17 protein-coding genes are annotated in these 18,673 nt (G+C 55.0%); 10 read left to right on the top strand and 7 right to left on the bottom strand.

All coding sequences use genetic code 11. The features are described from left to right. Nucleotides 1–6 precede the first annotated feature (6 nt). Complete coding sequence (locus tag NW805_RS07770) at nt 7–606, bottom strand: cofactor assembly of complex C subunit B (RefSeq protein WP_414422152.1); 600 nt, start codon at nt 604–606, stop codon at nt 7–9. Between the two features lie 580 nt (nt 607–1,186). On the opposite strand from NW805_RS07770, the gene sigC reads away from it, so the two are divergent. Next, nucleotides 1,187–2,287 carry an RNA polymerase sigma factor SigC gene (gene sigC / locus NW805_RS07765; RefSeq protein ID WP_011434275.1) on the top strand — a complete coding sequence of 367 codons (1,101 nt, stop codon included), beginning with the start codon at nt 1,187–1,189 and terminating at the stop codon, nt 2,285–2,287. On the opposite strand, the gene murJ is transcribed toward sigC, so the two are convergent. The 6 genes from murJ to NW805_RS07735 form a co-directional block, all read right to left on the bottom strand. Then, a complete protein-coding gene (murJ, locus tag NW805_RS07760) occupies nt 2,284–3,930 on the bottom strand; it encodes a murein biosynthesis integral membrane protein MurJ (protein ID WP_414383428.1) in 1,647 nt (548 codons plus the stop codon). The two genes, sigC and murJ, sit on opposite strands and share 4 nt — an antisense overlap. Before the next feature lie 156 nt (nt 3,931–4,086). After that, nucleotides 4,087–4,323, bottom strand: a complete 237-nt coding sequence (locus NW805_RS07755; protein ID WP_414422151.1) for a hypothetical protein — start codon at nt 4,321–4,323, stop codon at nt 4,087–4,089. Nucleotides 4,324–4,499: 176 nt separating this feature from the next. Then, the gene (locus tag NW805_RS07750; protein ID WP_414422150.1) at nt 4,500–5,327 is read right to left on the bottom strand and encodes a HEAT repeat domain-containing protein; all 828 of its coding nucleotides are present in this window, start codon (nt 5,325–5,327) and stop codon (nt 4,500–4,502) included. A gap of 33 nt (nt 5,328–5,360) precedes the next feature. Continuing rightward, nucleotides 5,361–6,218: a phycobilisome rod-core linker polypeptide gene (locus NW805_RS07745; RefSeq protein ID WP_011434279.1), complete on the bottom strand. Its 858-nt coding sequence runs from the start codon at nt 6,216–6,218 to the stop codon at nt 5,361–5,363. Nucleotides 6,219–6,687: 469 nt separating this feature from the next. After that, nucleotides 6,688–7,170 (bottom strand): phycocyanin subunit alpha, encoded by a 483-nt coding sequence (locus NW805_RS07740; RefSeq protein ID WP_011434281.1) that lies wholly within the window; start codon nt 7,168–7,170, stop codon nt 6,688–6,690. Between the two features lie 193 nt (nt 7,171–7,363). Next, complete coding sequence (locus NW805_RS07735) at nt 7,364–7,882, bottom strand: phycocyanin subunit beta (protein ID WP_011434282.1); 519 nt, start codon at nt 7,880–7,882, stop codon at nt 7,364–7,366. Between the two features lie 683 nt (nt 7,883–8,565). Between NW805_RS07735 and NW805_RS07730 the strand changes: the two genes are divergently transcribed. The 9 genes from NW805_RS07730 to NW805_RS07690 all read left to right on the top strand — a co-directional run bounded on the left by NW805_RS07730 (nt 8,566) and on the right by NW805_RS07690 (nt 18,474). Next, nucleotides 8,566–9,891 (top strand): RNA-guided endonuclease InsQ/TnpB family protein, encoded by a 1,326-nt coding sequence (locus NW805_RS07730; protein WP_414422149.1) that lies wholly within the window; start codon nt 8,566–8,568, stop codon nt 9,889–9,891. A 309-nt stretch (nt 9,892–10,200) separates the two neighbouring features. Further along, a complete protein-coding gene (locus NW805_RS07725; RefSeq protein ID WP_414422148.1) occupies nt 10,201–10,539 on the top strand; it encodes a hypothetical protein in 339 nt (112 codons plus the stop codon). Between the two features lie 90 nt (nt 10,540–10,629). Then, nucleotides 10,630–11,655: a type I glyceraldehyde-3-phosphate dehydrogenase gene (gene gap, locus NW805_RS07720; RefSeq protein ID WP_414422147.1), complete on the top strand. Its 1,026-nt coding sequence runs from the start codon at nt 10,630–10,632 to the stop codon at nt 11,653–11,655. 457 nt (nt 11,656–12,112) lie between these two features. After that, complete coding sequence (locus tag NW805_RS07715; protein WP_414422146.1) at nt 12,113–13,636, top strand: hypothetical protein; 1,524 nt, start codon at nt 12,113–12,115, stop codon at nt 13,634–13,636. Between the two features lie 131 nt (nt 13,637–13,767). Further along, nucleotides 13,768–15,111 (top strand): RNA-guided endonuclease InsQ/TnpB family protein, encoded by a 1,344-nt coding sequence (locus tag NW805_RS07710; RefSeq protein ID WP_414422145.1) that lies wholly within the window; start codon nt 13,768–13,770, stop codon nt 15,109–15,111. A 117-nt stretch (nt 15,112–15,228) separates the two neighbouring features. Then, nucleotides 15,229–15,840, top strand: coding sequence for a chromophore lyase CpcT/CpeT (locus NW805_RS07705; RefSeq protein ID WP_414422144.1), 612 nt, complete (start codon nt 15,229–15,231; stop codon nt 15,838–15,840). A gap of 268 nt (nt 15,841–16,108) precedes the next feature. Then, entirely contained in the window at nt 16,109–17,128 is a 1,020-nt protein-coding gene (locus tag NW805_RS07700; RefSeq protein ID WP_414383239.1) for a hypothetical protein, read from the top strand. Between the two features lie 58 nt (nt 17,129–17,186). Further along, nucleotides 17,187–17,663 carry a hypothetical protein gene (locus tag NW805_RS07695; protein WP_414341950.1) on the top strand — a complete coding sequence of 159 codons (477 nt, stop codon included), beginning with the start codon at nt 17,187–17,189 and terminating at the stop codon, nt 17,661–17,663. A gap of 68 nt (nt 17,664–17,731) precedes the next feature. After that, nucleotides 17,732–18,474, top strand: a protein-coding gene (locus tag NW805_RS07690) for an IS5-like element ISSoc13 family transposase (protein WP_414422143.1) whose coding sequence is annotated in 2 segments (ribosomal slippage) — nt 17,732–18,050 and nt 18,050–18,474 — 744 coding nt in all. Because the reading frame shifts where the segments join, the coding sequence is not laid out codon by codon here. Nucleotides 18,475–18,673 lie beyond the last annotated feature (199 nt).

Here is an 18,673-nt window from a genome sequence, read left to right as displayed (position 1 = left end):
CTACCCCTAATCCAGATCCCGTTCTTGCAACCCCAGGGCTGCAGCCAGCCCATCCAGCTCATCCCGATGCCCCTCCACCCACAGATGGGATCCAGGGGCCGTTCGCGTTGGTGCTGTGGGGGAACCGTGCTGTCCACAGAAGGGGAGCGGGACGGAGTCCTCGTCGGCTTCCTGCAGTTTCAGGCGGATTTGCTCCGGGCGTTGGTTGCGCCGCCAGTAGTACCAACCCGCCCAAGGAGAAGCCAGTACCACCATCCAGGGCCAAGCGCCCCACCCCGGCTCAAGGGTCTGCAGCACCAAGGCCAAACAGGCCAGTCCCGTCCCCGCCAGCCCCGTCAAAAAAAGGGCCAGCCCCACGCTAGCCTGACCCTGCCCTGCAAAGGTGGCGATCCCCTCGGCATCGGCGGACTGGAGACGATAGCCACGCCTTTCCAAGTGCTCCCGTAGAGCGGATCCCATTTCTTCCAGGCTGCGACTGCTAAAGTAGAGGCGACTCTCCACGCGATCCTTGCCCGCAGCTCGCAGAAAAAAGAATAGACCGATGGCCAATAGAGTCGTCAACGCCAAGGTTGAAACCTTTTCCCCCGTCAGCGGGGCTATGGCCAACCCAAGTGCCTGAGCAGAGCCCAGTCCGCCCAGAGGAAGGGGGTTGACCTGTTCGGGGAGTCTGGCTCCCCCACAGCTGGGTGGGATAGGTGAATGGGAACAGTTCATCGAATAGAATCGAATAGATTGGAATAGGCAAAGCAATTTACACGCTACCTTTGAAGTTTAGACCCTCTAGGATGGATGGGTTACTTCCCCCAAGGACGAGCTGCTGGGTTCACCCTGAGGGCAATACGCTTTTTCGCAGTGGCGGTGACGGTTGAACTGGGGGGATCCTACGCTGGCTCTCATGTCTCTGGGCTGAGAAATGCAACTATAATTAAGTTATGATAAGGGGCTCACGCTCTACCCACCGTGTGACCCCTCCGCTGCTACTTCAGCCTTTCCCTATGGGGCATGGGCAGGAGGTCGGGTTGAGGAAGAGGTCAATGTATGATTTCCTCTGACTGCTGTAAGGCGTTGAGCAGGCGCGAAGTTACCGTTGGGGAACACTTAAGCTTAACTTGCTCCACATCACTGACCATTCCTCTCTCAGCCCACTGAACTGCCTACCCCTGTCGCTACATCAGCAACACCCTACATGTCTAACTACGAACCTGAACTCAACGACATTTTGTTGGATGGCCCCGCCGATCTCCTCGAGGCCGCCGAAGAAGCAGAGGTGGATCTGGCCGATGGCGAGTTTCTGGAAGAGGAGCCAACCCGCCGCTCCACTGATCTGGTGCGCCTCTATTTACAGGAGATTGGTCGTGTTCCTCTTTTGGGGCGCGATGAAGAGGTGGCCCTGGCCCAAAAAGTCCAAGACTACATGAAGCTCTTGGATTTGCGCCTGCGCCTGCAGAAAGAGTTGGGACGGGATCCCACTCTTGCGGAATGGGTGGCTAAGGCCAACCAGTACCCCGAGTGGGCGCAACTGACCCCTGAAAAGCTGCAGCAGATTCAGCGGATTGGCAAGCGTGCCAAAGAACACATGATCAAGGCCAACCTGCGCCTGGTGGTGTCGGTGGCGAAAAAGTACCAAAACCGCGGCTTGGAGCTGTTGGATCTGATCCAAGAGGGTACGCTGGGCCTAGAGCGGGCGGTGGAAAAGTTCGACCCAAAAAAGGGCTACCGCTTCAGCACCTACGCCTACTGGTGGATCCGGCAGGGCATTACCCGCGCCATTGCCACCCAAAGCCGCACCATCCGCCTGCCCGTTCACATCACCGAGAAGCTGAACAAGATCAAAAAAGCGCAGCGCAAGCTCTCCCAGGAAAAGGGCCGTACTCCCACCATCGAAGACATCGCCTCCGAGCTGGAGATGACGCCGCCTCAAGTACGCGAGCTGTTGGTACGGGTGCCCCGCTCGGTTTCTCTGGAAACCAAGGTGGGCAAAGACAAGGACACCGAACTGGGGGATCTGCTGGAAACTGACGACATTTCTCCAGAAGAGACCATGATGCGGGAAGCCCTGCATCGCGATCTACAGCAGTTGCTCTCGGATCTCACCAGCCGCGAGCGGGATGTGATCCGCATGCGTTTCGGCTTGGGGGATGGGCGCACCTATTCGCTGGCGGAAATCGGTCGCGCCTTGGATCTGTCGCGGGAACGGGTGCGGCAAATTGAGGCCAAAGCCCTGCAGAAGCTGCGTCAGCCGAAGCGGCGCAACCGCGTGCGAGATTACCTGGAAGCTATCAGCTAGTTCCGGCTTGCCCACTGGCTCCCCCAGCGTCCTACCCGTTTCCGCAGTCGGGCTGCTGCCCACTCCACTTCTGGGATCCGCAGGTAGAGAGCTCCGGCGGCGAACAAGCTTAGACCTAAACCCGCGGCCAGCCCGGCCCAAATGATGGCGGTGAGCAGGGGAGACCCCACAATCTCGTAGGAGCGCAGTTGGGTCCACAGCCAATGGCTCAGTCCCCCGGCCAGGACGGTGCTCCCCAGCAATGGCAGTAGGGCTTGTCCCATCTCCCGCCAAGGGATCCCTGGCAGGCGCTGGTGGAGGCGGATCCCCAGTCCGATCACGGCTATCAGGTTGACGCCGGCGGTGGCCAGGGCAATGCCCGGCGCTCCAAAAGCCTGCAAAAATAGAAAGTCCAGTAGGGCATTCAGGCCAATGGCCATGCTGCTGATGCGCAGAGGCGTAGCCCCATCCTCCAGGGCATAGAAGATCCGCACCAGCACATCCCGCAGCAGGTAACCGGTCATCCCCAGACCATAGGCCATGAGCAGGGCTGCCACCTCTTGTGTCACCTCCGGCGTAAAGCGCCCCCGCTGGTAGGCCACTTGGACAATGGGCTCGGCCAAAGCCACCAACAGCATCGACAGGGGCAGGGTCACAATTGCCGTAAGCATCAGCCCTTGGCGGATACGCTGGCGCAGCTCCGGCCAACGGGATCCATCCCCTGCCAACTGGGCATAGAGAGGCATCAAGGGCACCAGCACCATGTTGGAGAGGATCCCCAGCGGCGTTTGTACCAGAAGCTGGGCATATCCCAAGTTGCCGATGGTGCGATCCCCAGGTACGAAAGAGGCAAAAAACAGATCCACATAAACATTGATGTGGATCATCCCGGAGGAGATCACCGCCGGCAACATCAGCAAGCCCACCGCCCGTACCTGCGGGGATCCCCACTCAAAGCGCAGGCGCGGTCGCCCCAGCCCTAACCGCATCTGGAGCGGAACTTGGGCCAACCATTGGGCAATGGCCCCGATGAGCACGCCCCAGGCCAGCAAAGTTGGGATCCCCGTCCATCCCAGCGTGACCAGGATCCCGATCACCGCCAAGCTGGAGATCAGCGGGCTAAGGGCAGGCAAGGCGTAGTGTTCGGCAGCATTCAGCGCTCCAAAGCCGATGCCAATCCACCCCGAGAGCAAGGCCAAAGGGGCCATGATCCGCAGTTGCGCAGCGGCCAGAGCATGGACTTCGGGGCTGGCTCCCGGCGCATTCAGGCGCACCACCCAGTCCGCTCCCCACCAAAGGCCCAAGCTGACCAGCAGGAGCAGGCAGCCTACCAAGGTGGAAATGGATTCCAGCCAGGCAGCCGCATCCTCCCTGTCCCGATCCCGCTGCTTTTTGAGGACACTGACGATGGCGCTGTGAAAAGGGCCGTTGATCCCTCCCAGCAGAATCAACAGAAAACCGGGCAGGATGTAGGCTACCCCGAAGGCGCTGTACTCCGGCCCCGAGCCATACACTGCTGCAATCAAAGCTTGGCGAATAAAGCCTATGCCCTTACTGAGCAAGGTCGCCCCGGCCACCAAGCCCGCCACCGACATCAACGAACGGGATGGCCCTGCTGAAGGAGATCCCCCAGGGATCTCTTCCTGAGTGGCAGACTCCTCCATTACCTTGTGTCCTGCACCCCAACCACTGCCTCAACAACAAACTGATCCCGGATCCCTCTTTGAATCCCAGGAGCCGCTTCCCATTATCGGGAATATCGAACCCTTCTGGGCAATTGTCGGGCATTAGCTGGATCCCTTGGGCAGGCAGCGAGCTTGTCAGGCCAACAGTTGCCGTTCCTGTGCCAGGTGCTGCAACAAATGCTCATCCCCACGGGCTCGAGCAGAACGGATGCGCTCCTGCAGCCGGTGCAGCAGGTTCCGCCGATGGGTTTCCTCGACCAAGGTCATGAAGTGCTTTCGAGAGGAAACTTGAGGGGATCCCTTGCACCTCAGGGATCCTTGCTGTTGCCCTTGCTCCAAAACTGAGGGCGGCACCTCGATACGGGAAGGCAAAAGACTGAGGCAGTGCTACAGCCACGGAGCCCAACCCTGGTGCCGAGCGGACAGATTCTGACGGCTTTGAATCGCTGCAGAGGGATGCACAAACTCATGGGCAATGCCTTGATAGGTCAGTTGCAAAGGACTCCGTCCCGCTAATGTGAACAGCAAGGGCCCAGAAGCACCACCGCTCACAGCAGCTCGTCGATCAGCCGGAGCACCTGCTGCAGCTCAGTGCCGGGGATCTTTTGATGTTCTAGGTTGATCTCCACCAACTGTTTGAGGGCAAGGAGCTTCAGGTTGGCCTCCACCGCCGCCGCCGCAATGGCCTGTGCTGCCGGCAAATAGCCACTGGCCCCCAAGTCCAAAAGGGCGGCGCGCCGCAGATGGATGTTGTGGTGATTCAACACCGACAGCAGGCGCTGAGCAAAAGTCGGATCCCCAGTGAGACGATAGCAGGCCCGTGCCGCCGCACATTGCAAACGGATGGAAGTGTGCTCTAGGTAGGGACAGATTGGCTCCAGGGCAGCAGCCACCTGCAGTTGTCCAAGAGCCTCGATAATGGCTTCTAGGGCGGCTTGGGCTTCCGTCTGCAGTCCTTGCTCCACAAAGCGCAGCCCTTCTAGCAAAGCGGATCCCAGCTTTTCCACTTCGTCGGGATCCCTGTTGAGGTTGTTGGCAAAGGCAATCTCAACCAGTGCCTGGGCAGCGGCTGCCACCACTTGGCCATCGGAGCAAGACAAAGCCGCCTTCAGGGGCGGGATCCCGGCGAGGGATCCCAGTTTACCCAAAGCACGAGCAGCGTTGCGCCGCAGCGGATATCCCCCTTGAGCGGTGCGATCCGTTTCATCGGCCAGGGCCTCGATCAGGGCAGGGATCCCTTCGGCAATGCGCATGCGCCCCAGCCACCAAGCCGCATAGTAGCGTTCCCCTGGATCCCCGTGGCGCAGCTTGGCGATTTGTCCAGCCGGGGTGAGATCCACCGATGGATCGGGATCCAGAGGAACAGCAGTGGTCATGGAATCGACAACGGAGAGGACACCGAGAAGGGATCAAGCGCTGCGGACACTGACGATCTTGGCGCCCGATTTGAGCAACCGCTGCATTGTTGCCGACAGTTGATCGGCAGAGACGAAAATCTGCTGGTTGGATTTGCGCACTCGGCTGGAAGTGGCCAGCGCCGAAGGCGGATTCAGCAGTCGGGTCACTTCCACACAGAACATGCGATCCGACTGGCCCGTTGGCGGCCCCAGGTGTTTGGAAATGGGGCTGGGCGGCAGCAGGCCCCGCACTCCAATGCGGCGAATGGCCGGGGTAAACCCGGTGGCCAAAGGCATCATCAGACGGGGTCTGGGCCCTTGGGAGCGATCGTTGTTGGCGTAGCCCCCGTAGAGAGCGAAGAGATTGGTAAAGTCGCGGGTGGAATGAGCCTTGCGGTATTCAAACCCACGCGGGTAGGGGACGATGTTGTCTCCAAAAGCTTCTAGGTATTCTGGGCTGTCGATGTAGGAATCGATCTCCGCGCTGTGGCCGCCAGATTGGTAGATGTCCAAATGGCGGGCGATGTCTTTGGGGCTGGTGGGAGCGCGTCCCAGCAGATGCTTGAAATTGAGCTCGATGGCCCGGGTTTGCGAGTTGGGGTAGAAAAACCGCTTTTTGTAGGCTTCGGACTTGGCGATCAATCGCACAAACTCCCGCACCGTCAGGCTGCCCTGGCGCAGCAGCGATTCCGCACTGGCTAGCTCCTTCCTATCGGCCCCAAACAAATGGTCGTTGCCCAGCACCTGACGGTAGATGGCCCGCAGCACCGCATTGAGCTGATCCTGGCTGGCGTTGGGGCGCAACTCCAGTGGGGTGGTCTCCGTAATGCCCCGGATCCCCATCCGGCTTGCCGCTGTAATTGCACTCATGCTAATTCCCCCGATTGAACTGAATGGACACAGATTGAGAACAAGCTTGCGTTTAGGGTCATTTCGATTCAAGCTAGGACATTGCACCCACACCTAAAGTGTTGGTTGCGTCGTCGCGTCGGCGTTGCGGAGCAATAATGCAGGGGGCCAAAAGGCTTTTCAAGGACTCCGTCCCGCTGGCGCGATCAATAGCCCAGGCGTCTCACCCTAGCCTGAAACGACTGTAGAAATCGAAAACTAAAATTAGAAATCAAAAATCGGCAGCCCCAAGCTGCAGAAGAGCAACAGTGGCGCCTTCCTATTGGGGAGACTGATCCGCAAACCCACGTGGTCAAACGTATCTCTCCGCAACGTAGCAGGCTCACCACCGTTGCCCTCAACAACCTTCCCTCGCCATCCCCCCTGGTTTATGGGATGAGCCAACTGGCTAGCCGGCGTCGCCCTTTTAGAGGGATCCCAAGCCAAGGGTTTAGCTGAGCGCGTTGATGGCGTAGTCGATGTAGGTGTTGGCCTCGGTGGCCGCTTGCCCGGTCAGGCCGTGGTTGGCTTTGATGTAGCGCAGGGCTTCGATGAACCAACTGGGGGAGAGCTCAAAAGCGGCGTTGATTTCGCGGATCCCGGCCAACTGATACTCGTCCAGAGGACCGGTGCCACCGGCTACCAAGCAGTAGGTGATGTAGCGCAGGTAGTGGCGCACGTCACGGGCGCACTTGTCCTTGCCAGCTTGGGTGTGGCACTGCCCACCGGGTTGGGTGGTGTAGGGGAACTTGGCGTAAACGGCTTCGGTGGCACCGCGCACCAGCTCGTCGGCACGGCTGCTCAGAACTCGAGCGGCTTCCATGCTGGCGGCAGCCCGCTGAAAACGGCCATTGATGGCCTGCAATTCGCTGTTGCTCAGGTAGCGCCCTTGGCTATCGGCAGTGGCGATGGCGTCAACAATTGGGGTTTGCATGATTCAAAACGCTCCTTTACTTAACTCAAGCTCAATGCAAAGAACAAGGCCAAAGCTGCAAAGTCTCAACTGCAAAATCGCTGCAAAAAAAGTTGCTTTTCTAGGGATCCCCTGCCAACCCGAGTTACCTCAGATTCGAGAGAGGTCTTCGCAACTGGATCCGGACACAACAGAAACTTCAGCCCAAAGGGGATCAAACCACAGCAGCAGCAGCGCGATCGAAGTAGGATTCGATTTCGGCAATCAGAGCGCTGCAGTCCCCCCGGGTGATGCCGTTGGGGTCGTTTACCACCGCCACCGCAGCCTTTTTCATCTTTTGGATGCCGTTGGCCACCGAGCTACCGGGGGTGCCCAAGGCTTGATAGGTTTCCCGCAGGCCGTTCAAGCAGCGCTCGTTCAGCACACTGGCATCTCCGGCTGCCACTGCGTAGGTGATGTAGCGGAGAATAATGTCCATGTCCCGCATACAGGCGGCTACGTTACGACTGGGGTAGGCAGGCCCACCGGGAGCGTTCAAATTGGGCTCCTCGGCGAACAACTGACGGATGGCATCGGTCACGATCTTGGAGGCATTGCTGGTGAGGCGGTTCACAGCGTCCAAACGCTTGTTCCCCTCGGCAATTACCTGCTGGAGAGCGGCAAACTCGTTCTCTCCCAAAAAAGCGCCTTTGGAGTCAGCTTGTGCAACCACTTTGCCAAATACATCGTTCATGGTTTTGAATCTCCCTAGCGAAAGTAAAAGAGGTTATGAATCCACATTCCCTGCAGCGGACAAGAGAGCACCTGCCGGCCAGGAATGCAACACTGCTTGGATCCCCAGTGCCGAGAGGTGCTGTTTAACTCACAGAACCGCCGACGGGATCGAAGCCGATAGAACCAAGATGAGCAAGCGAAGCTCGCTCCCAGATCCAGGCCTTCATCCAAGGGATCGGACTTGGGCTAAGGAGCCTCAGCCGCTGCTGGCAACCTCAACTGGGCAGACGAGGAGAAGCTGGCTCGCCTTGTTTCCAGTCTTTTTCTACCGCGAAGGCAAGAAGCGATGAAATCAAAAAATGTAAATCGGCTTTACCTCGCGCAAAAGATCTTAGATCGGTTTCCAACCTGCTTCCCATCTCGGATCCCAGGCTGTTCTCCCTGTCCTTCGCGGGAGTAGTTTTTTACAAAAGAGAATGTTTCTTTGCCTAGCTTTACAACATGAACAAAGATGTCAGCCCCGATCGCGGCTTTGCAGCTTGCAAGGGATCCATTTTCAGTATCGGAGCGAACATTCTCATAAAGGATACATAATTTAACAAAACGCGCGGAATTCCCCACCCTCTGTAGGGTGGGGATGGATAGCGCCACTGGATTTGTGGAGCACTCAGAACTGGGACAGGTGGGGGTAGGATAACGCATATGGCAACCAGAAGGCAGACCTTTCGACTGTATCCCAGCAAAGCTCAGGAAAAGGCTTTGCTCGAGGCTCGTCGTCTGCACTGCTACCTCTACAACGCCTGTGTCAGCCACCGGGAAACCGAGTACAAGCTCCACCGCCGAACGGTGACCTACCTGGAACAGCAGAACCTACTCCCCGAATTCAAGCAGGTGTGGGTGGAGTTTGCCCAACTGAACTCCCAAGCCCTGCAAGCCACCGTCAAGCGGGTGGATTATGCTTACCAACGGTTCTTTCGAGGACTGAGTAGGAAGCCGAGGTTCAAGTCCATTCGCCGGTATTCGGGCTGGACGTATCCTGCCCGGTCGGGGTGGAAGGTCAACAGCACGGGAAAGCATGGCACGGTCACACTCAATGACTTGGGCATTACCCTGAAAATGCGCGGTCAAGCCAAGCATTGGGGCGTGCCAACAACGCTGACTATCGTCTACAAGCCGTCCCGGCGGCAGTGGTTCGCTTCGTTTACGGTTGAGGTTGCCATACCAGAGCCTAAGTTTGGGTCGCAGTCGGATTTGCGATATGAGTCCATCGTTGCCTATGACTTGGGTACAGAGACCGCCCTGACGTTGTTTGACGGGGTGGAGTTTCGGGAGATTACTAATCCCCGCTTTACCCAGCGGAGTGAGGAGAAGATTCGCAGAGTGGCCAGACTGAAGCGCAGAAAGCGTGCCCCTAAAAAGGGCGTAAAGGCTTCCAGAAGGTGGAAGAAAATCAGCCAGCGGGAAGCGCAACTGCAAGCAAAGGTTGCTCGTCAGCGCAAAGACTGGCAACACAAAGTTACGTCAGAGATAGCTTGTCGTTATGACGTCGGCGTAACGGAGAAGCTAAATATCAAAGGGATGACCTGCAAGGGTGGGAAGCGCAAGGCAGGGCTAAACAAGTCCATTCTGTCGGTGGGGTTCGGTACACTTAACCAAATGCTGACCTACAAGATTGAGCAGAAAGGCGGTCTAGTCCTCATGCTTCCTACGCAAACCCTCAAACCGAGCCAACGCTGTCCCAAGTGTGGTGCGGTACACCCGAACTGGGCGGACTTAAGTAACCGTTATCATGTTTGCCCTGCTTGTGGGTTTGAGGTACCGCGGGATCGCGGCTCGGTGTTGGTCATGTACAACGTTGCCACTAATCGGCAACTGGGGTTAGGAACTAGCCTCGTGAGTCTTGGATGTCTCAGCACTACTTCAAAGACCTGCGGGTCTCTGAAGCAACTGGGGCAGAGGAAGAGACTAAAATCCTGCCGTCAAGCGAATGGGGCTGAAGAAACCCCATCCGCCTATGCGGTGGGGTAGTTCATATTTGCAGGTTCTAGGTTGCCATGAAAATCATTGAAAGCTATGAGCTTGACCCTGACCGTACTGGGAATGGCAAACAGTAAAGGCGTACCTAGTAGTGCCACCACACAAGTAACAATAGCTAACAAAATCCATTTTTTCACCGCTGGTTTCTCCCCTACTCCCCAGTTGGAGCGTACAGTTCATTTTAGGGCAAGGCTTTGTAGTAAAAAAACTGTTACCTGTATTCTGGAATACAATAAACTGCCTATAATCTAGTTAGCTTATGCAATCGTTTATAGATAATGGTGGCTCAGGGGTGCGCCTATGAGTTTTCATTTTGAAATTCTCTGTGTTGCTCCTGTTATGGTATTTTGGGACTTTTTAGATAAGCTGAAATACCACAACGAAGCCTCTGCCTATCTAGCTACCCAAGAGTGTTCTTTGGATGTCTTTTTGCAGTCCCTTAGTCCCATGATCCAACAACGGGGCTGGGACAGCCATCTGGCATCGCAGTCTGTAATCCAGTTTTGGTTGCACAACCCAGAAACCATTAGCCTGTGGAAGCACCGCCTTGAGGATGCGGGCAAGGACAACTTGTTGGTATCCCGCCTTAGCAATTACCAATCCTTGCGCCGTGAATTGCAGATGCTTTGGGACAAGTAGGCATTCTAAATTTTTTAGGTATTTTTACCCTGTACTTAGCCCTACCTGCCTATACTTGTATTGGCGTAAGTTCCAGCAGGAGTAAAGCTCGTGGCTAAGTTAAGGGTAGGAATTAACGGTTTTGGCAGAATTGGGCGTTTGGTACTGCGCTCGGCGATCGCCAATCCAGACATAGAATTTGTGGGCATCAACGACCTAGTGCCTGCCGATAATCTCGCCTACTTATTCAAGTACGACTCCACCCATGGCACTTTTGCAGGGCAGGTGACTGCCAAACCCGACGGCATAGTAGTTGAAGATCGGTTCATTCCCTGCACTGCTCTGCGCAATCCCGCCGAACTGCCTTGGGCAAAGGTAGGGGCTGACTATGTGGTAGAAGCTACGGGCTTGTTTACAGGTTTTGACGGGGCAAGCCCACACCTGCAAGCGGGCGCCAAACGGGTAATTATCACTGCCCCCACTAAGGACCCCGATAAAATCCCTACCCTACTGGTGGGCGTAAACCATCACAAGTTTGACCCCAGCCGTGATGCCATCGTCTCCAATGCCAGTTGCACCACCAACTGTCTTGCTCCCATTGCCAAGGTAATCCACGAAAACTTTGGGCTAGTGGAAGGGCTGATGACCACAGTCCACGCCATGACTGTCACCCAGCCTACGGTGGATGGCCCCAGTAAAAAGGACTGGCGCGGCGGCAGGGGCGCTAGCCAAAACATCATCCCCTCCTCCACGGGAGCCGCAAAGGCAGTGGCGCTGGTTCTCCCCGAACTAAAAGGCAAGTTGACAGGGATGGCATTCCGTGTGCCTACTCCTGATGTGTCGGTGGTGGATTTGACTTTTAGGACAGAAAAGGCAACCAGCTATCAGGAAATCTGCGAAGCAATGCGACGGGCTTCAGAAGATGAATTGCGGGGCATCTTGGGCTACTGCACTGATGAAGTAGTATCCATGGATTTTCGGGGCGACCCCCGCTCTAGTATTTTTGATGCGGGAGCTGGCATTGAACTCAATAGCCACTTTTTCAAAGTGGTGGCATGGTACGACAATGAGTGGGGCTACGCCAATCGGGTAGTCGACCTGATGCTATCCATGGCTAAGGCAGAAGGTATCCTGTGATACATTGCGCGGATCGGTAGGTCTTAAATGAGCCTTGTGCAGACAATTTCCCCCTAAGGCACTCCCCATGAGCATTCCAGCCCACAAAAAACCCATTTTTTGCTTGAGACATCCGCGCACCGCTCTGGATATGGCTTTGACGGCTTTTGACCACTGGGGCACCACCCTGAAATGGCACTTCGACTCTCGATCCGCGCAAACTACCCCTAGACATCTTGACAAATCTAGTGTTTAATAGTGGCAGTTCCTACTTCGGTAGGGACAGCGATCGATTAGAAATGCCCCCGCCTTTGGCGGGGGTTGTGCTTGCAAAGTTACTACTTTCTTTGGTCAGTAAAGTGATTGATGGAAACTCGTTGCCGTTTTCACCAGTCGCCAGTTACCATTGGCTACTGTTGTGGCTCGGGGTTGCATATCTTAGTGTCGTTTTTGTTAAGGAATTTATCGCAGGCTCAAGATGTTGCTAAAAGAATTGGTCTATGGGGGCGAAGTAACTGACTCGCTTCACGGTTTTTCCGTCAAAATCCCCCAAGGTTGGTCGATCAAAGTTCACGACAACGCCATCTGCATTCACGATGACAAAGCTCTTTGCTTCGTTGTCTTTCGGGTCGCTCGCTACAACGGCAACTTGCACCAAGTCGCCCAATCTTGGTGGTTGGAAAGGCAGGGGATAGCAAGTGGCTTCTTACAACCCCGTTTCGTTTTCCGAAAACTGTCCCAAGGTATTCTCATCTTCGGCGAAGGCTTGGGCTATCCCTTCGTTTTCCACCCGATGATGTCGGTCAACTTCGGGCTTTTGGGTCAAACTCCACCAACCAACTTCCGAGAAGTCACTGCCATTTTGCCTGGTAGAGCGACAGCACTAGTCATCACCCTGCTCTTTCCTGCGGGAACGGAGAAGGCGAAGTTGGATGCGATGATGGGTGTCGCCAAAAGTTTCCAATTTCTCCCCCCAGAGAAAATGGTTCGCTGGCGACGGGAAACTATTTACGACCCAGAAGTTGGTATGGAAGCGGGTTGGCTTCATTTACCTGAAGGATGCGAGTATTGGGGCACCATTATCCAACAGTTGACTAAACGAGTGCCTGTTTTGTTCGTTCGCAAAGGCGACCTGATGATGCGCTTTGACCAAATTGACCTTCAAAGCATGGCTTTGCAAACGGGCTTTGGTAGCAACGCTCAAACCTTACTAACCATCAACGGTCAAACTTCTCAGCAACCCCAACCTATTTTCCTTCTATCAGCCGACGATGTGGCTCGCTTTGTCTTGGGCATCTGGCAGGCAGAGACAGGCGAACTGTGGGAACTCAAAGAACGCATTGAATTACCCAAGTCGGAGATGGAGTGGTTGCAAGAATACCAGATGCAACAGCAAGTGGCTCAGATGGCTACCGTCTTTGGCAGGGCTGTGCAATATAGTCTTGTCAATTTAGCTATCATGGCTCAAAGTAAACAGTTAGTGCGACAAGCCGTAATTAGGGGCACCCTATTTCTCAGCCAACAGCCCCAACTCATTGCCGCTTCTCAGAACTGTAACCTGTCCATCATGGTTAGCATGGTTAAGTTTCCCAAAAACCAAGTAGAACAAGAAATACTCGGCATTTTGGCTGGCATTTCCCACAGTCTGCACTTTAGTCCTCAACATGCTCTTTCTGCTCTTGGAAGGTTCACTGAAGAGAACCGACAACTCAACCGTATGGTGATGCAAATGATCAGGCAGGAACAGGAGTTTAACAGCCGAATGATGAACGCATGGACGAACGCACTCAGTGACCAAACCTATGTCAAAGACCCAGAAACAGGTGAAATCTTCCGCATACACAAGCGAGTTTGGGAGACGGGAGAATTTTGGCGTGAACCCGTTTGGGGAAACATTTTGGGCGGAGTGGAAAGGGGAAGCGAACTGGAAAGGTTGCTTAGAGAAGAAGGTTGGAGACCACTGCAACAATCGCTGGAAGGCTTCCCAGAACAGTGGAAGTAAAAAGAAAGGGGGCAGAAGTTAGTTAATGTTTAACAAAGCGTGCGGAATTCCCCACCCTCTACAGGGTGGGGATGGATAGCACCGCCCGTATACTATACTAATAATCAACTGAAGGGCAAGAACTAGGTAAAATGGCGTTAGCAACCAGAAGGCAGACTTTTCGACTGTATCCCAGCAAAGCACAGCAAAAGGCTTTGTTGTCTGCTCGTCGTCTGCATTGCTACCTCTACAATGCTTGTGTTGCCCATCGGAAAGCCGAGTACAAGCTCCACCGCAGGACAGTCACCTACCTTGAACAGCAAAATTTACTGCCTGAGTTCAAGAAAGTATGGACAGAGTTTGCTCAACTGCACTCCCAAGCCCTACAAGCTACCGTGAAACGGGTGGATTTTGCCTATCAACGGTTTTTTCAAGGACTGAGTGAGAAACCCAAATGTAAGTCTATTCGCCGATATTCAGGCTGGACGTATCCTGCCAAGTCGGGGTGGAAGGTCAACAGCACGGGAAAGCATAGCACGGTAACGCTCAATGACTTGGGCATTACGCTGAAAATGCGCGGTCAAGCCAAGCATTGGGGCGTGCCAACAACGCTGACTATCGTCTACAAGCCGTCCCAGCGGCAGTGGTTCGCTTCGTTTACGGTTGCGGTTGACATACCTGAACCTAAGTTTGGGTCGCAGTCGGATTTGCGATATGAGTCCATCGTTGCCTATGACTTGGGTACAGAGACCGCCCTGACGTTGTTTGACGGGGCGGAGTTTCGGGAGATTACTAATCCCCGCTTTACGCAGCGGAGTGAGGAGAAGATTCGCAAAGTCGCCAGACTGAAACGGAGAAAGCGTGCGCCTAAAAAGGGCATAAAGGCTTCCAGAAGATGGAAGAAAGTCAACCGGAGAGAATCTCAGCTAAAAGCAAAAGTTGCCCGTCAACGCAGAGATTGGCAACACAAAGTTACCTCAGAGATTGCCAGTCGTTATGACATCGGGGTGACTGAAAAGCTGAATACCAAAGCCATGACCCGTTCGGCTAAAGGTAAGGGGAAAAAGCGAAAAGCAGGGCTAAACAAGTCCATTCTGTCGGTGGGGTTCGGTACATTGAACCAGATGATTACGTACAAAATCGAGCAGAAAGGCGGTTTAGTTCTCATACTTCCCACTCAGACCCTCAAACCGAGCCAACGCTGTCCCCAGTGTGGGGCAGTCCACAAGGAGTGGGCGGACTTGAGCAACCGCTATCATGGCTGCTCTGATTGTGGGTTTGAAGTGGCAAGGGATCGGGGCTCGGTGATCGTGCTGTACAACGTTGCCACTAATCGGCAACCGGGGTTAGGAACTAGCCTCGTTAGTCTTGGATGTCTCAGCACTACTTCAAAGTCCTGCGGGGCTATGAAGCAACTGGGGCAGAGGAAGAGACTAAAATCCTGCCGTCAAGCGAATGGGGCTGAAGAAACCCCATCCGCCTATGCGGTGGGGTAGTTCATCACTTGCTGCAATCCTTGGGTGGGCCTGAGGTTGGGGCAAAATCTGAGAAGGTTCCCCTGGCTCTCCGGAGATTTTCGGTACATACCTTTACAGAATTCTCGATGCCCGCTTATGTCTATTGAGTCGGATCGCACTCCTTCCCCGGAGCTGCTGCAGATGGCGCGCTGGTTGGCAGGAGACTTCAGCAACCAAGAGCAAGCCTGGGAAAATCCACCGTTTTTCGCCCAGATCCGGGTGGCCTATCGCCCCTTGCCGGCCCAAGTTTTGGGCGGGATCGGCTTTTATGTGGAGCAAGCCTACAGTGGCCATTTGGAAGATCCCTATCGGCAGGCGGTGGTGGAATTGACTCAGGCAAGCGCTGGGATCGTGATTCGCAACTACCGCCCTTTGGAGCCGCAGCGGTGGCGGGGCTGTGCTCGGGAAAGGGCAGACCAACTGAGTCAACTGCAGGCTGCCGACCTAGCCTATCTAGAGGGGTGTGATGTGCATGTGAAGAGGCAGGGATCCCTCTTCATCGGCGCGACGGAGCCGGGGTGCCGGTGTTGCGTGGTGCGCAACGGCCAAACCACTTATCTGCAGACCACCTTGCACCTGAGCGAGAGCGAGTTTTGCAGCCATGACCGAGGGATGGATCCCATCACCCACCAGCAGGTTTGGGGAGCCCTGGCAGGCGCTTTTCGCTTCCAAAAAGTGGTCGATTGGCAGGCGGAGCTAATGCTGTAGGCTGCAGCCCATCCAGCCCCACAACTCCACAGTTGACAGCGCTATTGCGCACTCTCCCTCAGCCAGCTTTGTGTACACTGTCCTTGGCCGGGATCCAAATCCCCCAGGTTTGAGCGTGCTGTTTACCGGTTGCAACCGGGCTAGGCTCCTTTTAATTCAGTGTGGGTATTCAATGCAGGCGAGGTCGGGCCCAAAGGATGAGCCACGGTCTGGGTGGGCTTGGCACAGCCCTTGGGGAATGGCAATCGCCCTGGTTGGGATCTTGACCTTGCTGCTGCTCGGTGCCGGCTGTTCTGGCCAGGGGGAATCTGCAGCTTCCCCCCCTGCGTTGATCCCTCTCCCACCTCAACCGGGAACCGAGTCGATTCCCATGCCGGTGCGTACCCTGGGCAACAGCCGCTTCAAGCTCCTGGGCCTGACAGTGGGGGTGGCCGGGAGCGGAGCTGAGGTGTTACTGGATACCGGCTCGGCAGGTTTGCGCATCATAGCGACAGCAGCAGGTCGCTTTGGCCTGGAGCGGACGGGGATCCCTTCCACTGTGACGTTCGGAGATGGCACGCAATTTATCGGGGTGTTGGCCCGCGCCCCCTTCAGCATAGGCGGGATCCCCAGTCGAGAGCCGGTAACAATTCAGTTGATCGACCAAATCACTTGCGTGGAGCCACTGGTGGCCAACTGTTCCGACAATCTGTTTGGGCCAGGACGGCCTTTTGCTGGGATCCTAGGCACATCCTTGGATGAGCGCAGCCCCAACCGGGAGCTGTTTAGCCCGCTCACCCGTCTTCCGGGCAATTTCCGCTCTGGGTACATTATTCAAACGGGGGGCTTCAACTCCACCCAGGGCCTGTTCACGGTTGGCCTAACGGCTGCCAACACCGCCGGCTTCAATTTCCGGCAGTTTCCCCAGGTGGGAAGCTTTCCCGATGGCACACCCATCTGGCGGGATGAGGCTTTGCAAGTGGCCTACAGCATTAGCAACACTTCCATTCAAAATGCCCTCAGCCCCACCGTTTTTGACAGTGGTTCTTCCGACATTTTTCTCAATGTCAGGCTGTTGGGGGCAGCTCCTTTCTCCACCTCGACCTTGCCCCCCGGCGCTGAATGGCGAGCTGTGCTGGAGGGGGCTTTTGACTACCGCATTCGGGTTGGCTTTCCCATTACGCCCAGCCGGGATCGGATTTTTGTTAACGGCAACCAAGGAGTGCAACTGTTGGGCATGCCACTGTTTTTCAACGCCGACGTTGCCTTTGATATTGAAGGCGGTCGGATCGGCTTTCGCCTACGTTGAGACGAAGTTGTTTTCAACATCCAAAAGCATTGGGATCACTTGCGGAGAAGAACTTGCCATGTTCGGCCGAGCCTTGAAAACCGGGAACAGCACGCTGCACAGATGGCCTTGGGTTTGGGGGCTACTGCTGCTCTGTTGGCTAGGGCTGAGCGGGCCGGCTTGGTCGATCAGCTTGGGGGATCCCTTGCCGGAGTGGGCTGAGTCTGTGCAGGTGGGACGACAGCGGCTGCGCGGGGTGGAGCAATACCGCGGCCAGGAACAAATCCGCGCCTATGGCAACGAAGCAGGACGGGTGTTTTGGATTCAAATCAACAGCAGCGCTGACTTGCCCCCGGATTACCGAGACTATTTGGGCGAATACCAACAATTTCTGGTAGAAGCTGTAGAAGTGGTGCCGTTGCGAGCCCGACGGCTGCGCTTCCGCCAGGGAAATCGCAGCGCCGAGTGGCAGGTGGTGGGCATGAGCGGTCGGTTTCAGGCGGAGGCGATCAGCAGAGATTTGGCTCCGCCAGGGTTGTTTGGAGATCCCTCGTGAAGAGCAGGAGAATTAGGTCGTGTTGATCTTATGTTAGGATAGAGAGAATAATTTATAGAGGAAAGAGGATGAAGTTGGTTTTTTTAGATGAAAACAAATGGCAGAAGATATTGGCTTTTTTACAGACAGAAGAGAGAGTTAACATTGGGAAAGAAGCAAACTGCAAACAGTTTATTGAAGCAGTTCTTTGGATAGCCCGTTCCGGTGCTCCTTGGCGCTACCTCCCAGAAGGATATGGCAAATGGTACACCATCTATCAAAGATTCCACCGGTGGAGTCGTTTTGGAGTGTGGGAACGGATGTTCAAGTATTTTATTGACGACCCTGATTTAGAGCATCTCATTATTGATTCAACCATGGTTCGAGCGCACTCCTGTGCTGCCGGAAAAAAGGGGAGCAAGCTTTGGGGAGAAGCCGAGGCGGATACAGCACCAAGATTCATGTGAGTGTAGATGGGTTGGGAAATCCGCTGGAATTGAGAATAACTGGCGGAGAAAAGAGCGATATTACTCAAGGGGAAGAATTGATAGAGGGCTGGCAGAGAAAGGATACCAAAGTAATTGGGGATAAAGGATATGATGCGGATAAGTTGATTAAGAAGATAGGGGAAGCTCAAGCGGTTATTCCGCCTAAAAGGAATAGAAAGACGCAGCGGCATTATGACAAGCATCTGTATAAAGAGAGGCATTTAATCGAATGCTTTTTTCATAAGTTAAAGCAGTACCGGCATCTATGTTCTCGTTTTGACAAATTGGCCAGGAACTTCTTGAGTTTTCTCTATCTCGTCAGTGCTCTCTTTTGGCTCAAATGAAAGATCAACACAACCTAGAGCTTATCCTAGAGATCCTAGAGAGAAACTTGAAACTAGAGTCTGCCAATGAATTTACTCCAGAAGAAAGTTGAGGTTACTCTTAATCGCTTCTTCGTTAAGAGGCTAACTCAGGAGGATCTCACCTTCTACGGATACCATTGCAAGCCAAACCCTCTCCCCGCTCCGGGGGAAGAGCACA

Source organism: Synechococcus sp. W60.1 (assembly GCF_047461575.1).
In the GTDB taxonomy this organism is placed as follows: domain Bacteria; phylum Cyanobacteriota; class Cyanobacteriia; order Thermostichales; family Thermostichaceae; genus Thermostichus.
This window is presented reverse-complemented; position numbering and strand designations above follow the sequence as displayed.